The following is a 14361-nucleotide window of genomic DNA, read 5'->3' as shown; positions in this document are numbered from 1 at the left end:
CCCGGCACGGTGTTGCACCATGGGGACCATTGCGTGGCGACGCGGGACGACCGCCGTACTGCTGGGCGCGACCGCGCTGCTCTATCTCTGGGGACTCGACGAATCCGGATGGGCCAACGCCTACTACTCGGCAGCAGCGCAGGCCGGGGCGGCGTCGTGGAAAGCGTTCTTCTTCGGCAGCCTGGACGCCGGCAACGCGATCACGGTCGACAAGACGCCCCTCGCACTCTGGCCGATGGCACTCTCGGTCCGGCTCTTCGGACTCTCGAGTTGGTCGGTGCTGGTGCCGCAGGCGGTCTTCGGCGTCGCCACCGTCTACCTGATGCTGCGGATCGTCCGGCGGTCCAGCGGGTCGCACCAACTCGGTCTGTTGGCCGGCGCGATCATGGCGCTGACACCCGTTGCTGCCTTGATGTTCCGCTACAACAACCCCGATGCACTGCTGGTGCTGCTCCTGGTCGCGGCGAGCGCGGCGACCCTGCGCGCGGTCGAGGCCAGCGCCCTCGATCCGCGCTCAGCCGGGCGCTGGCTCGCCCTCGGGGGTGCCCTCCTCGGGCTCGCCTACCTGGCGAAGATGTTGCAGGCCTTCGTGATCGCGCCCGCCCTGGTACTCACCTACCTGCTCTTCGCGGCGTTGCCGCTCTCCCGCCGTCTGTGGCACCTGGCCGGTGCCGTCACGGCCACCGTCCTGGCGGCCGGATGGTGGGTGGCGACGGTCGCGCTCTGGCCAGCCGATAGCCGCCCCTGGATCGGCGGATCGCAGGACAACTCCGTGTGGGGATTGACGATCGGGTACAACGGGCTGGGCCGCCTCAACGGCAACGAGGAGGGGTCGATCGGATCGGGACACTGGGGCCAGACCTCCTTGCTCCGCCTGCTCTCCCCCAGCAACGGCGGCCAGGCCGGCTGGCTGCTGCCGACCGCACTGGTGTTGCTGGTGGCCGGCCTGGTCCTGGTCCGTAGCCGCCAGCGCCGGACGTCGCTGCAGGCCGCCCTCGTGCTCTTCGGCACCTGGTTGCTGGTCACCCTGATCGTCTTCAGCCTGATGCGCGGGATCTACCACTCCTACTACGCGGTGGCGCTCGCCCCGGCGCTCGCTGTGGTGATCGCGCTCGGTGGTCGCGAGCTCTGGCTGGTCCGGGCCGAACCCGGGTGGCGGGCGCTGACCGTCCTTCTGGTGGCGACCACGGGTGGCTGGTCCTTCGTGCTCTTGGACCGCAGCCCCGACTTTGTGCCCTGGCTGCGCTGGGCCGTGCTGGCGATCGCCGTGGCCGCGGCGCTGGTGCTGCTCCGCCACCAGAGCCGACGCACGGCTCGTTGGGCGTTGGCGCTCTGTCTGACGGTCGGGTTGACCGGTCCGGCCGCCTTCTCCGTCGCCACGGCGGCGCTCCCGCACCAGGGCGCGGTGATCACCGCCGGCCCCGGCGGCCGCGGCAGCGACCTGCCCCATGCCGACGAACGTCTCGCCGAGGCTGCCCTCGGGGCTCCGCCACTGGGTACGGACCGCCCCGCCCGGAACCCTTCGCGGCACGAGCGCAGCGCCGAACTCGACCAGCTCGCCGAGGAACTCGGCCTCGACCTCTACCGATCGACCTACGGCCCGGCGGGCAGTCTGCTCCACGTGAGCACGCCGTCGCCGCGGTTGGTCCACGTACTGCAGAACGGCCACCGTGACCAACCCTGGCTCGCGGCCACCGTCGGAGCGAACGCTGCCGCCGGCTTCCAGCTCGCCACCGGTCGCCCGGTGATCGCGATCGGCGGTTTCAACGGCACCGATCCGAACCCCGACCTCGCCACCTTCCAGCTGCGGGTGCTCCGCGGCGAGATCGGCTGGTTCATCGGCGGTGGCGTACTGGGGCCACAGACCGGCGGATCCCAAGCAGCACGGGAGATCACCGCCTGGGTGGCCGCACGCTACCGACCCTTCCAGGTGGACGGTGTGCTGCTCTACGACCTGAGCCTGGCTCCGTTGCCGGTGGCCCGCTGAGGTCTCCGCAGAGCCTGGGCGGCGACTCGGACGTCGTGGGTGAGTTCGGCGAGGGTCGGGCTGGCGAACCGCCACCGCTGCCAGTGAAGCGTGACGTCGAGGTGCCGGCCGCCCGGGAGCGGGGCCAGACGCCCCGACGCAAGCTCCGGTTCGAGTTGCGCCTCGGGTAGCACTCCCCAGCCCAGTCCGCTCTTCACCGCCTCCAGGAAGTCAGCGCTGCTCGGCACCCGGTGCACCGTCGGTGGCCGGGGCACGCCGTGCCTGTCCAGGACGACGTCTTGGAGCCGATCCTGCTCGTTGAAGACGACCAGCGGGATCCGTGCCCAGTCGACGGATCGGCCGCGGGCGAACCGATCCAGCAGCTCCGGCGTCGCCGCCGGGCGATAGCGGATCGTGCCCAGGGCGGCCACCTCGCAGCCCTGGACCGGCCGCGGATCGTCGGTGACCGCGGCGAGCACCTCGCCCCCACGCAGCAGATCCTGGGTATGCGCCTGATCGCTCAACTGCAGCCGCAGCGCGGCAGTACCCCGTGCCGCGACCGCTGCCAACACCGGCCGGAACCAGGTGGCCAGCGAGTCCGCGTTGACGGCGACCGGCAGATCCACGACGGCCTCGTCGCCAAGCAGCCGGGCCGCTTCGGCGGCCAGCAGTCGCTGTTGCCGGGCGAGTGAGAGCAGCGGTTCCCCGGCTGAGGTGGCTCGGGCCGGGGTGGACCGGTTCACCAGGACCCGGCCGGTCTGCTGCTCCAACGCCCTGATCCGCTGGCTCACGGCACTCGGCGTCAGGTGCAGCCGCCGGGCAGCGGCGTCGAAGGTGCCCTCTTCGCAGATCGCGAGCAAGGTCTCCAGCTGAGCCAGATCGAACCGCATAGGTTCCAGTTAAGCATTGCTTATGTTCCTGAAGGAACCTTCGCTGGTGTGCAGCACCATCGGCACTTAGCCTCGGACTCGTGCTGGAAGCCGTCACCACCGGGGTGCTCACCGGGCTCGCCCTGATCGTCGCGATCGGCGCCCAGAACGCCTACGTCCTGCGCCAAGGGATCACCCGCTCCCAGGTCGGTCCGGTGGTCGCCGTCTGCGCGATCTCCGACGTCGTCCTGATCGCAGCCGGCGTGGCAGGAGTGGGCGTCCTGATCGAGCGTGCCGAATGGCTGGTGGAGACGACCCGATGGCTGGGCGTGGCGTTCCTGATCGGCTACGGCCTCTTCTCCCTCCGGCGCGCCTACCGAGCCGACTCCTTGCACGCGGAGCCGGGCGGGGCCACCGTCGTCCGCTGGCAGGCGGTCGTGACCGCGCTGGCGCTGACCTGGCTCAACCCGCATGTCTATCTGGACACCGTGGTCCTGCTCGGCTCGATCGCCTCCACCCACGGTGACGATCGCTGGTGGTTCGCCCTGGGCGCAGCGGCTGGGAGCATCGCCTGGTTCAGCCTGCTCGGCTACGGCGCGCGCTTCCTGGCACCGGTCCTGGCGCGGCCGCGCGCCTGGCAGATCCTCGACGTCGCGATCGGGGTCACCATGCTGGTGCTGGCGTTCTCGATCGCCCGCGGCTGACGGGCTACTCGACCCAGGAGCCGCGCTCGCCCCACCAACCGCCGGAGCGACGGGCCTGCGGTGCGTCGCCGGTCGTGCCGCGGTTACCACCGCCGGTGCCACGCTTGGCGTCGCGGGAGCCGAGGTAGGAGTCGACGACGGCGACACCGAGGTCGTCGAGCTCCGGCGCCACCACCGAACCGTCGACCTTGCGGGCCAACGAGTCGACGAACCGGGCCAACCCCGGGTCGTCGCCGAGCCGGAAGATGGTGGTCTGCGCGCCGAGCCGGCGGGCGTTCTCCAACTCCTGCACGGTGTTCGCCAAGGTCAGCGGGTGTGGCGGGTAGGAGAACCAGGCCTCCCCATCGGCGCCGAGGTGGGCGGTCGGTTCACCATCGGTCACGATCAGCAGGACAGGTTGGGCGTTGGGGTGTTTCCGGAAGTGCCGGTTTGCCAGCAACAGCCCGTGATGGAGGTTGGTGCCTTTGGCCCACATCGCGTCCAGCGCGGTGAGCTGCTCCACGTCCATCACCTCGGCGTAGCGACCGAAACCGATCAACTCCAGCGCATCGCCACGGAACCGCGAGCGGACCAGCTGGTGCAACGCCAACGCGGTCTTCTTCATAGGAACCCAACGGCCGTCGAGCGCCATCGAGAAGGAGGTGTCGACCAGCAACGCCACCGCAGCCTGGGTGCGCGCCTCGGTGTCGACCACCTCGACGTCGTCGATGGTCAGCCGTACCGGCATCACCGGTCCGCCCTCACCGGAGGAACGGACCACGGCGTTCAACACGCTCCGGGTGACATCCCACGGTGCCGTGTCACCGAACTCCCAGGGCCGGGTCGAGCCGCTGAACTCCCCGGCTGCGCCCGATCGCTGCACGTCGCGGGCACCCTGACGTCCCGAGATCCGCTCCGCCACGTCGCGGAGCAACGACTTGCCCAGCTGACGCATCGCCTTCGGCGAGAGCCGGAACTGGCCGTCCGAGCCACGCTTGAGATATCCGTTCGAACGCAGCGACTTCTCCAACTCCGCGAGCTGGCGCGCCGAGACGGCGGCGTCGTCGCCGAGCTGGCGGGCCAGGGCGTCGAAGTCGACGTCGTCCATCCGCGCACCGGCGTAGGACTGCTGCAACTGCTCGGCCAGTTCGTCGAGTTCGGCGAGGTCCTGCAACGCCCCGGTACCGTCGCCGAGGCCGAGCCCCTCCTCGCCGGAGAAGTCGGCCGAGCCGCCCCAGTCGAGGTCGGGGCGGGCCGACTGCAGGTTGCCGTCCAGCCGGTCCAGCTGGGCCGAGAGCTCCGGCGAGCCGAACGCCTGCGCGGAGAGCTGCATCAGCTCGGCGCGCTGCTCCGGCGTCATCGAGTTCAGCATCCGCTGAGCGGCGGCCGAGCGCTGCGCCAAGGTGTCCAGCAGTTCGTCGAGGTTGCGCGGGTTCTCCGGGAAGAAGGCCCCGTGCTTGGCCATGAACTCGTCGAAGTCCTCGGGGGTGTCCTCGCCGGCGTTCCGCTTCTCCAGCAGGTCGTTGAGGTCGCCGAGCATCTCGTTGATGGCCTGACGATCCTCGTCGGTCGCGCCCTCCATCGCCTGCTTCATCCCGGCGAACCGCTGGTCGAGCAGCTCGCGGCCGAGCAGATCCTTGATCTTCTCGTAGTCCTCGCGCGCCTGACGCGACTTCCACCGGTAACCCGACAGCTCACTCACCGCCGCCGCGGTCGAGGGCGACAGGTTCTGCAGCTGCATCTCGGAGAGCGCGCGCTCGTCGTCGTCGAGGTCGACGTCGCGGGCGAGCTGCTTGCGTTCCTCCAGGACCGCACGGTCCAACAACTCACGGACCTCGTTGAGCGTCCCGTCGAGGTTGTGCCGCTTCAACAGCTCCTGCCGCTTGGCGAAGACCCGGCGGGCGAGATCCTCCAAGCCCTGTTGGTCGGTGCCGCCGCGCCGCAGGAACTCCCGCATCGCTCGTTCGGGGCTGTAGCCCGCCATCACCTCCTCGCCGATGGCGTCCAGCGCCTCGCCGAGATCGACCGGCGGGGCAAGGGGGTCCGGCCCGCCGCGGTACCTGCCGTAGCGAGAACGGTGTCGGTCGGACCGCCCGGTCATGAGTAGACGGTCTCTCCGGAGTCGCCGGTCTCCTTGGAGATCTTGCGGGCCAGGAAGAGACCCTCCAACGCCAACTCGATCGCGCTGGCCCGTTCCGCGTCGCTGGTCGCGCCGACCTTGGCCGCGACCTGGTCGTAGATGTCGGACTCACCCGCACCGGACGGCGGCAGCGCGGGCAGAGCTGCCAGCAGGTCGCTGACGCTGACCTGTTCGCCGGTGGTGACGGTGGCGCCGTCGCTGAGCGCGTCCACCAGCGGTCCGAAGTCGAGCCCGCGGAGCCGCTGCCGACAGGTCTCGGCGGTGGCGACCCGGAGCAGGTGCTCCAGGATCTCCAGCTCGCGGCCCTCTTCGCCGTTCTCGAACTCGATCTTCCCGGCCAGCACGTCGACCGCGGTCTGCAGGTCGACCACTCGGGCGACGGCGTCGGCTTCACCGAGCACGGTGGCCCGGTGCAGCGCGGCCGCGGCGATCGTCTCGGCGCCGGCGATCGAGAACCGTGCGGAGACGCCGGAGCGCTGGTCCACCGACTGCGACTCGCGCAGCGCACGGGTGAATCGGGCCAGCACCTCGATCAGGAAGTCGGGGACCTGCGCGGTCAGGTCGGCCTCCTGGACGATGACCGCCATCTCGGCGTCGAGCTCGAGCGGGTAGTGGGTCCGGATCTCGGCACCGAAGCGGTCCTTGAGCGGGGTGATGATCCGGCCACGGTTGGTGTAGTCCTCAGGGTTGGCCGAGGCGACCACCAGGACGTCGAGCTCGACCCGTAGCACGTAGCCGCGGATCTGGATGTCGCGCTCCTCCATCACGTTCAGCATCGCGACCTGGATCCGCTCGGCCAGGTCGGGCAGCTCGTTGATCGCCACGATGCCGCGGTGGCTGCGCGGGATCAGGCCGAAGTGGATCGTCTCCAGGTCGCCCAGCGAGCGGCCCTCGGCCACCTTCATCGGGTCGACGTCGCCGATCAGATCCGCGACCGAGGTGTCGGGGGTGGCCAGCTTCTCGCTGTACCGCTCGCTGCGGTGGCGCCACTCGACCGGCAACTGGTCGCCGAGCTCGTCCGCACGCCGGATCGACGTCGGCGTGACCGGCTCGTACGGGTGCTCGCCGAGCTCGGAACCACCGATCACCGGCGTCCACTCGTCGAGCAGCCCGACCATGGTGCGCAGCAACCGGGTCTTGCCCTGGCCCCGTTCACCCAGCAGCACGACATCGTGACCGGCGATCAGCGCGCGCTCCAACTGCGGGATCACCGTGGTCTCCAACCCGTGCAGGCCGGGCCACGGATCGCGGCCCTCGGCGAGCGCGGCGAGGAGGTTGCCACGCAACTCCTGACGCAGGGTTCGGAACTGGTGGCCGGAGGCGCGCAGTGCGCCGACCGTCGTCGAGGCGGGGCGTTCGCTGATCGTCACCTGGCCAACGCTACCCGGCCCCGCCTGATCCGCACGGCCCTCTCAGCCGGTGAACGAGGTGGCCGTCGGGTTCCGCCACACGTGACGAAGCGGTCACAGCTTCAGGTACATCACGTGCAGACCGACCAACCCGTGGCTGCGGGAGTCGAAGGCCTCGGGCACGGTGCCGATGATCTGGAAGCCGAGGGAGCACCATAGTGCGACGGCGGCGGTGTTGGTCTCCACGACGGCGTTGAACTGGATGGCTCGATACCCCTGCTCACGGTGCCAGGCCACCACGTGCTCGCCCAGCAGCCGACCCACGCCTCGGCCCCGCGCCTCGGGCGACACCATGAAACTCGCGGTGCCCACGTGCGCTCCGCGTCCCGGCCGGTTCGGGCCCATCTTGGCGCTACCCACTACCTGGTCACCGTCGACGGCGACGACCGCGTGGCCCGGATCCGGCTCGAGCCAGAGGACCTGCGCCTCGTCTGAGGTGAGCCCGTCGGGGTAGGCGTAGGTCTCGCCGTCGCGGATGATCCCCGCGAAGAACGGCCAGATCTGCGACCAGTCCGCGGGCCGGGCGACCCGGACCTCGAGATCGCTCACGAGTCGGCCTCTTCGATCACGCAGTACGGCAGCCCCCACGGATCGCGCAGGATCAGCCACCCCTCGCTGCTCTCCACCACGGCGCCCAACGTCTCCTGTCGCGCGCGCTCCGCCGCCAGGTCGGTGGTCCGACCGTCCAGGTGCGCCCGGGCCACGCTGCTGGTGTCGCCGAGGCGCTGCACCAGGATGCTGACCGGCAGGCCATCGGTGCCGAACCAGGCGAACTCCGGGTGCTTCGGCGAACTGGCCGGTGCCCAGCCGGTCAGTGCCGACCAGAACTGCACCTCCTGGCGGAACAGCGCCGCGGGCAGGTCCAGACAGACCTGGTCGAACGCCGTGCGATGGGTACCGACCTGGGTCACCGGCCGACGGGTGAACCGCTCGGCGACGAAACAGAAGGCGATCCCGCCCGGCGAGGTCATCGCGACGTAGCCGCGGTCGTCGACCTCCACGGCGCCCAACGCCACCGCCTCGTCGGCAGCCGTGCGCGGGTCGCGGACATGGAGATCCAGATGCACCCCACCAGGCCCTTCGGCGGCCTTCTGCACCCGCAGCGTCGGGTCGCCCTCGGCCGGCAACAACGTCGCGAACTCGCCATGCGCCCCACGCCAGGGCGAGAGCCGGGTTCCGGTCGCGGCCGCCCAGTAGTCGGCTGCCGCCTCGGCACCCTCAGCTGGTAGGTCGCGGAAGATCGTGATCCAGTGCGGCGTCACCATGCTGGCCACACTAATGTGCCGAGTTGTGCAGAGCAGCAACTTTTCGTCGCCGTGCCCGTGCGGCACCGGCCAACCCTTCGACTCCTGCTGCGGCCCGTTGCTTCGCGGGGAACGCTGGGCGGCCACCGCCGAGGCGCTGATGCGATCGCGCTACACCGCCTACACCCTCCGCGACGCCGACCACGTCTTCCGCACCTGGCACCCGCGCACCCGGCCCGCCGACCTCACCCTCGACGACGACGTGCAATGGCTCGGGCTCACCGTGCTCGACACCGCCGACGGCGGTCCGGACGACGAGACCGGTGAGGTCGAGTTCGAGGCCCGCTGCTCGGTGGCCGGCCGGAGCGAGACGATGCACGAACGGAGCAGGTTCGCCCGCCGTGCCGGACGCTGGCTCTACCTCGACGCGCTCTGATCGCGCCAGACCCTCCGTAGCTCCTTCGCTTCGGCCCCTCCACTGGTCAGCTCCGCGAGCACCGCCGTCAGCCGATCCACCGCCTCCGGAAGAACCCCGAGCCGGAGCGTCACCTGCTCGGCGTAGGCGGCATCGATGACGTCGAAGCCCCGGGTCCGCAGCTCACTCTCCACCCGTCCCGCCTCGCCGTGCCCGACCGCGACCTCGTACTCGGCGACCAGGAGCCTTTCACGCTGCCCGGCCTCAGCGAGCCCGGCGCGGACGGCGTCGCCGTAGGCCCGGACCAGTCCCCCGGCGCCGAGCAAGGTGCCGCCGAACCACCTGGTCACCACTGCGACCACGTCACTGAGATCGTGCCCGCGCAGCACCTCCAGCATCGGTGCACCCGCGGTGCCGGACGGTTCGCCGTCGTCGGACGACCGCTGGACCTCGCCGCGCGGCCCGAGCACGAAGGCCGAACAGGTGTGTCGCGCGTCCCAATGCTGCTTACGTAACCGGTCGACGACAGCCCGGGCCGCAGCCTCGTCGTCGACGCGCTCGATGGTGCACAGGAACCGGCTCCGCTTCACCTCGATCTCGGCCTCCGCATTGCGGGCGACGGTCAGGTAGCGGCCGTGCGGCGCGGCCTCACCGGGCAACGCTCTGCTCCCCCTCGCCGACCGCTGCCGGCACGCCCTGGACGACCAATCCCCCGCCCAGTAAGGCGTCTACGGCCCGAAGTCGTGCCTCGGTCACCTCACTGACCGTCGCATAGCCGGCGACCTCCGCACTGGAACCGGGCTGCGTCGGCTCGGCCGAGTTCACCAGGATCGCGCGTCGAGTCCCGCCGTCGGCGAGGTTGGCCAGCACGGTCGCATGCCCGGTCGTTCCGCTTCCCGCGAAGAAGTCCAGCACCACGGCGTCGTCGGCGAAACAGTCCAGAACCCGACGGATCAGGCCGGTCGGTTTGGGCGAGGCGAAGACCGGACCCAGGATCTGCTTCAGCTCTGCGACTGCGGTGTCGGTCGAGCCGACCTCCTGCGCCAACCAGATCGTCGGCAGCTTCTTCCGCCGTCCCTCGTGGAGCCAATCGCGTTGGTGGACGTCGATCCGCTCGCCCAGCTTCCCCCGGACCACCCGGCAGACCAGGTCATCGGGCCGCTCGTCGACCCGCGGCGCGGACCAACGCCAGACCGCGGGCGCGCCGTCGCCGAAGACCGGCAGGATCTCGTGAGCACCCTCGAACCGCGCCGTCGCGACCTGCCCCGACACCGGATCGCCCCACAGCGGGTAGTGCAACGTGGGCGCGGTGATCGGGTTGAACTTCTTGTTCGTGTTCCGCAACGGAAGGTGCCGGTACTGGCGCCCATCCTCAGTGGTCAAAGGGAAATCGCTGGCCTTCACCGTCTCCGCCGACGTCGGATCGAGGCGGCAGTGCGCAGCGTCGCGCGCGTAGACCAACAGGTACTCGTGCGAGGTGGCGAAGAAGGGCCCGAGCTGGCGGCCCTTGGGGTTGAGGTTGACCACCACCTGGGCGATGAAGTTCCGTTCCCCGAAGACCTCGTCGAGCAGCAGCCGCAGATAGGCGACCTCGTTGTCGTCGATCGAGACGAAGATCGCGGCGTGGTTCGCCATCACCTCACGGGCCGCCGTCAACCGCGGCCGCATCATGTCGACCCACATCCGGTGCCGCTCGACGCCGGTGCCGTGCCGATCGTGGTAGGCGAAGCCGTTGCCGGTGTTGTAGGGCGGGTCGATATAGACGACGTCGACGCTCTGCGGGGCGAGGGTCGGCAGCACGTCCAGGTTGTCCCCGACGATCAGGGTGTTGGTCGGCGTCGTCACTGCCATCACCGGGCCACGGCGGTCAGTTCGGTGGCGGCCTTCGGCGACTCAGGAGCCGAGGGGGCGTCGACGGAACCCGTCGTCGGAGGGTCGTCGTCAGTGCTGCAACCGACAAAGGCGCCCGTGCCGAGCACCAGGCCGACGCACACGACGGCGATGCGGGACAGGGCGGACACGGTGACTCCTAACGCGACGGCGGGGATCAGGTGAACAGGTCAGCGGAGGAACCAAGCGCCGACGATGGACGGAACCAGGCCCAACAGCAACCACGGAGTCAGCAGGCTGGCGCGGTGGATGGCACGGCCGGTGACCACCATCAGCAGGCCGAAGACGGCGCTGATCACCAAGAGTCCCCACCGCGACGTCGTGTACTGCTCGTCCAAGCTGTAGGCCAACAGGATCATTCCGACCACGAGGTGCAGGATGGTCGTCACCGCGAGTACCGACATCACCCACTTCTGCACCTGGCCGATCGACATCGAGTCGTTGCGGGGCCGGGCCTGCAGGTTGTTGGGGTCCATCAGATGACGGGGACGCCGCTTGGTCGGCTCAGACATGGCTCTATTGTCTCGTGCCGAGGTCGCCGTCGTCAGGCGGGGCGCGCCGCTCACCGGTGGTAACGCAGGAAGAGGTAGTCGTCCACCTCGTAGATCGTGCCCAAGCGGAGTTGCATCGGCTCATCGAGGAGAGCCCCGTTGGTGATCCGCGACTCCGAGCCGCCACCCACCACCAGGGGCGAGACCGCCCAGCAGAGTTCGTCGACCAGGTCAGCCGCGAAGAGGTCGGCCAGCAACCGCGGCCCACCCTCGCTGAGGATCCGCGGCAGGCCGAGCTCGTAGAGCCGCCTGACGGCGGCCGGCAGATCCACCTGGTCGTCACCGGCCACGATCACGTCGGCCACCTCGGCGGCAGCATCGACCTTCTCCTGGGGCGCGGCGCCACAGGTGATCACGATCGGCCGGACCGGCGCCTCGGTGAAGGCGGTCGAGGTGAGGTCCAGGTCCACCTGGTGGGTGACGACGGCGAGGCGAGCCGCCGGGAGCTGACCGGCCTCGGCCCGCTTCGCAGCGGCTTCGGGCGCGCATCGCACCGGCCCGTAGCCCTCGCCGCGCACGGTGCCCGCACCGACCAGCAGGACGTCGGCGAGCGAGCGCAGGACCCGCAGCAGGACCTGATCGGCAGCACCCGTCAGAGTGCCGACCCGACCGCCCATCGTCGCGGCGCCATCGACGCTACTCACCATGTTCGCCCGCAGGTAGGGCTGCGGAGGAAGCTGATAGGCGTCCAGGGCATCGAGCTGGTCAGGGCCGGGAAGCAGTCGTTGCAAGGTCAGCACAGGCTGATCGTGCCATGGAGGTGGAGAATGGTGGGGTGAGCCCGACGCTGCCTTGGCCGCTACCGAACCACCTCGCGCTCCGCGACGAGCTGATCGCCGCCTGGTCGACCCAACGGGGTTACCACGACGTGCAGCACCTCGCCGAGGTGTTGGACGCTCTGCACCGGTTGGCTGCGGGCGACGACATCGAGCTGCTGCTCGCGGCCTGGTTCCATGACGCCGTCTACGACGGGCAGCCCGAGGCCGAGGAACGGTCCGCGCTGCTCGCCGAGGCACGGCTGGCTGACGTCGCGGGGGTCGATGCCGGGGAGGTCGCCCGTCTGGTCCGGGTCACCGTCGACCATCGACCCGCGTCCGGTGATCGACGCGGTGAACTGTTGGTCGACGCCGACCTGCACATCCTCGCCTCCGGACCGGAGCGCTACGCCGAGTACGTGGCCGGGGTCCGCCAGGAGTACGCCGCGGTCTCCGACGCCGACTTCCGCGCGGGGCGAGCCGCGGTGCTGAGCGACCTGCTGGGCAAGCAGAACCTGTTCCACACCGCCGTCGGCCAGGCGCTGTGGGAGCGCTCAGCGCGCGCCAACCTGGTCCGTGAACTGGCCGAGCTGCGCGGTACCGGCCCGTGACAGGATTGCCCCTGTGACCATCCTGATCGACCCGCCGAGTGTCCCCTGGCGCGGGCGGATGTGGTCGCACCTGGCCTCCGACACCTCGTTCGCCGAGTTGCACGCCTTCGCCGACGCGATGGGCATCCCGGAGCGCGGATTCGACGGCGACCACTACGACGTACCTGCCGAGCACTGGGACGCCCTGGTCGCAGCCGGCGCGGTACCGACCCGCTCCCGCGACCTGGTCGCAGCCCTCCACGCAGCCGGGTTGCGGCGCCGGAAGCGCCGACGTCGCCTCGACGCGTAGCGGCGGTTCGCTACGGCACCCGCTGGCGGCAGGAGTGACCGCGATCCTCCGCTCCGAGTTGTGTCGGACCCTGGTGATGGACTGTTCTCATGATCGAGATCGACGCGACGCACACCCCGTATGAGGTCACTGACCTCGATGCGGGCTGCTTGCTGGGCATGGTCTCGCAGGATCACGTTCGTGCGTTGAAAGCAGTACGTCGGCAGCTGCGGCTGGCGCACCAGTGGTGCGTGTTGAACCCGGTGATGGACGGGTCTCGACAAGCTCGACCAACGGGCCACCGGTGATCGAGCTTGTCGAGATCAGGTCCTGGTGGTTCAGGCACGCCGGCGATCGCGGCGTTCGCGGCTGAGGAGTTCGCGGTCGCAGCCAACCTCACCCGCCAGGGCGCGATGTCACTGTTCGCGGACGCGTTGGATCTGCACCACCGGCTCCCGCGGCTGTGGGTGAAGGTCGAACTGTTGGAGGTGCCGGGTTGGAAAGCGCGCCGGGTCGCTGAGCTGACTCGCAAACTTTCGGCTGAGGCTGCGGCCTGGTTCGATACCCAGCTCGCTCTTGGTGAGCGCTATGGCTGGCCGACCATCGAACGCACGCTGGCGATGGCGGTCGCGAAGTTCCACCCCGAGTTGATCCGCGACAAGACCGGGCCGCTCTCCAAGGCCGACTGGGACGTCACGCTCACTCATAAGCACGGCCCTGAAGGCACCGCCTCCGGCACCTCCACCCTCGATGTAGTGGGCGACTCGCTCGACCTGGCCCGGTTCCATGACCTGATCTGCGAAGAAGCGGAAAAGCTACGCCGCGCTGGAGATGTGGACACACTCGGACAACGGAAGGCGAAGGCACTCGGGTCCATCGCCGAGGCGCAGGACACCCTCGACTTTGGAGGTCTCGACAAGCTCGACCACCGGAAAGATGCCCGGGCCGACGAGGGTCTCGACAAGCTCGACCACCGGGAAGACGCCCGGGCCGACGAGGGTCTCGACAAGCTCGACCACCGGGGTTCCGTTGATCGAGCTTGTCGAGATCACTCCCCGGCTTCGACGGCACGACGCCGGCTGCGGATCTTCGTCCACACCACGCTCACCGATCTCTTCGGCACCGACGACCTCACGATCGCCGACGCAGACAAGCTCGGCCCCGTGCTGGTCGAGCAACTCACCGACTGGCTCAAGCGCCACGGCTCCATCGCCACCATCACCCCGGTCATCGACCTGAACCGCACCTGCTTCGGTGGACCGCCACGACCCACCCGCCTGGATGGCCGAACAGGTCCGTCAACGCGACCCGCACTGCATCTTCCCGCACTGCACCCGGTCGTCCACGGACGCGGACCTCGACCACATCGAGCCCTACGACGCCGGTACCTCTGAACTACGTGGCCCACCGGGCCAAACCCGGCCAGAGAACCTCGCCCCACTCTGCAGACGCCACCACCTCGCCAAGACCCACGGCCGATGGCGCTACCAACGCACCAAAGACGGCAACTACCTCTGGACCGACCACCGCGGACGAGCCTGGCTGGTCACCGCCGTCGGC

17 protein-coding genes are annotated in these 14361 nt (G+C 69.7%); 7 read left to right on the top strand and 10 right to left on the bottom strand.

What is annotated here, in order from left to right:
- Positions 1 to 19 precede the first annotated feature (19 nt).
- Positions 20 to 1987: an ArnT family glycosyltransferase gene (locus ACLM5J_RS06145; protein WP_413655186.1), complete on the top strand. Its 1968-nt coding sequence runs from the start codon at positions 20 to 22 to the stop codon at positions 1985 to 1987.
- Here ACLM5J_RS06145 and ACLM5J_RS06140 read toward each other — a convergent pair.
- Complete coding sequence (locus ACLM5J_RS06140; RefSeq protein ID WP_413655185.1) at positions 1948 to 2856, bottom strand: ArgP/LysG family DNA-binding transcriptional regulator; 909 nt, start codon at positions 2854 to 2856, stop codon at positions 1948 to 1950. The two genes, ACLM5J_RS06145 and ACLM5J_RS06140, sit on opposite strands and share 40 nt — an antisense overlap.
- A gap of 80 nt (positions 2857 to 2936) precedes the next feature.
- Between ACLM5J_RS06140 and ACLM5J_RS06135 the strand changes: the two genes are divergently transcribed.
- A complete protein-coding gene (locus tag ACLM5J_RS06135) occupies positions 2937 to 3539 on the top strand; it encodes a LysE/ArgO family amino acid transporter (RefSeq protein ID WP_413655184.1) in 603 nt (200 codons plus the stop codon).
- Between the two features lie 4 nt (positions 3540 to 3543).
- Here ACLM5J_RS06135 and ACLM5J_RS06130 read toward each other — a convergent pair whose 3' ends face one another.
- The 4 genes from ACLM5J_RS06130 to ACLM5J_RS06115 form a co-directional block, all read right to left on the bottom strand.
- Entirely contained in the window at positions 3544 to 5619 is a 2076-nt protein-coding gene (locus tag ACLM5J_RS06130) for a vWA domain-containing protein (RefSeq protein ID WP_413655183.1), read from the bottom strand.
- Positions 5616 to 7028: a sigma 54-interacting transcriptional regulator gene (locus tag ACLM5J_RS06125; RefSeq protein WP_413655182.1), complete on the bottom strand. Its 1413-nt coding sequence runs from the start codon at positions 7026 to 7028 to the stop codon at positions 5616 to 5618. Before ACLM5J_RS06125 ends, ACLM5J_RS06130 begins: the two co-directional genes overlap by 4 nt.
- Positions 7029 to 7121: 93 nt before the next feature.
- Positions 7122 to 7616: an N-acetyltransferase family protein gene (locus ACLM5J_RS06120; protein WP_413655181.1), complete on the bottom strand. Its 495-nt coding sequence runs from the start codon at positions 7614 to 7616 to the stop codon at positions 7122 to 7124.
- On the bottom strand, positions 7613 to 8332 hold the full coding sequence (locus ACLM5J_RS06115) for a VOC family protein (RefSeq protein WP_413655180.1): 720 nt from the start codon (positions 8330 to 8332) through the stop codon (positions 7613 to 7615). Before ACLM5J_RS06115 ends, ACLM5J_RS06120 begins: the two co-directional genes overlap by 4 nt.
- Positions 8333 to 8357: 25 nt before the next feature.
- Here ACLM5J_RS06115 and ACLM5J_RS06110 point away from each other — a divergent pair, with 25 nt between their 5' ends.
- The gene (locus ACLM5J_RS06110; protein ID WP_413655179.1) at positions 8358 to 8747 is read left to right on the top strand and encodes a YchJ family protein; all 390 of its coding nucleotides are present in this window, start codon (positions 8358 to 8360) and stop codon (positions 8745 to 8747) included.
- On the opposite strand, the gene ACLM5J_RS06105 is transcribed toward ACLM5J_RS06110, so the two are convergent.
- Genes ACLM5J_RS06105 through ACLM5J_RS06085 form a run of 5 tightly spaced genes read right to left on the bottom strand, consistent with a single transcriptional unit; the run spans position 8729 to position 11907 of the window.
- On the bottom strand, positions 8729 to 9385 hold the full coding sequence (locus ACLM5J_RS06105; protein ID WP_413655178.1) for a YigZ family protein: 657 nt from the start codon (positions 9383 to 9385) through the stop codon (positions 8729 to 8731). The two genes, ACLM5J_RS06110 and ACLM5J_RS06105, sit on opposite strands and share 19 nt — an antisense overlap.
- Positions 9375 to 10577, bottom strand: a complete 1203-nt coding sequence (locus tag ACLM5J_RS06100; protein WP_413655177.1) for a site-specific DNA-methyltransferase — start codon at positions 10575 to 10577, stop codon at positions 9375 to 9377. The genes ACLM5J_RS06105 and ACLM5J_RS06100 overlap by 11 nt, the downstream gene beginning before the upstream one ends.
- Positions 10577 to 10747 carry a hypothetical protein gene (locus ACLM5J_RS06095; RefSeq protein ID WP_413655176.1) on the bottom strand — a complete coding sequence of 57 codons (171 nt, stop codon included), beginning with the start codon at positions 10745 to 10747 and terminating at the stop codon, positions 10577 to 10579. The genes ACLM5J_RS06100 and ACLM5J_RS06095 overlap by 1 nt, the downstream gene beginning before the upstream one ends.
- 39 nt (positions 10748 to 10786) lie before the next feature.
- Positions 10787 to 11128, bottom strand: a complete 342-nt coding sequence (locus ACLM5J_RS06090) for a hypothetical protein (protein WP_413655175.1) — start codon at positions 11126 to 11128, stop codon at positions 10787 to 10789.
- Between the two features lie 50 nt (positions 11129 to 11178).
- Positions 11179 to 11907 (bottom strand): pyrimidine reductase family protein, encoded by a 729-nt coding sequence (locus ACLM5J_RS06085; RefSeq protein ID WP_413655174.1) that lies wholly within the window; start codon positions 11905 to 11907, stop codon positions 11179 to 11181.
- A gap of 35 nt (positions 11908 to 11942) precedes the next feature.
- Between ACLM5J_RS06085 and ACLM5J_RS06080 the strand changes: the two genes are divergently transcribed.
- The 4 genes from ACLM5J_RS06080 to ACLM5J_RS06065 all read left to right on the top strand — a co-directional run bounded on the left by ACLM5J_RS06080 (position 11943) and on the right by ACLM5J_RS06065 (position 14195).
- Positions 11943 to 12533 (top strand): hypothetical protein, encoded by a 591-nt coding sequence (locus ACLM5J_RS06080; protein ID WP_413655173.1) that lies wholly within the window; start codon positions 11943 to 11945, stop codon positions 12531 to 12533.
- Between the two features lie 13 nt (positions 12534 to 12546).
- Positions 12547 to 12822: a DUF4031 domain-containing protein gene (locus tag ACLM5J_RS06075; RefSeq protein WP_413655172.1), complete on the top strand. Its 276-nt coding sequence runs from the start codon at positions 12547 to 12549 to the stop codon at positions 12820 to 12822.
- Between the two features lie 89 nt (positions 12823 to 12911).
- A complete protein-coding gene (locus ACLM5J_RS06070; protein ID WP_413655171.1) occupies positions 12912 to 13109 on the top strand; it encodes a hypothetical protein in 198 nt (65 codons plus the stop codon).
- A gap of 6 nt (positions 13110 to 13115) precedes the next feature.
- The gene (locus ACLM5J_RS06065; protein ID WP_413655170.1) at positions 13116 to 14195 is read left to right on the top strand and encodes a hypothetical protein; all 1080 of its coding nucleotides are present in this window, start codon (positions 13116 to 13118) and stop codon (positions 14193 to 14195) included.
- Positions 14196 to 14361 lie beyond the last annotated feature (166 nt).

The organism is Nocardioides sp. Bht2 (assembly GCF_047308515.1).
Taxonomy (GTDB): Bacteria; Actinomycetota; Actinomycetes; order Propionibacteriales; family Nocardioidaceae; genus Nocardioides.
Note: the sequence above shows the minus strand (reverse complement) of the source record. Positions and strands in the feature narration are given on the sequence as shown.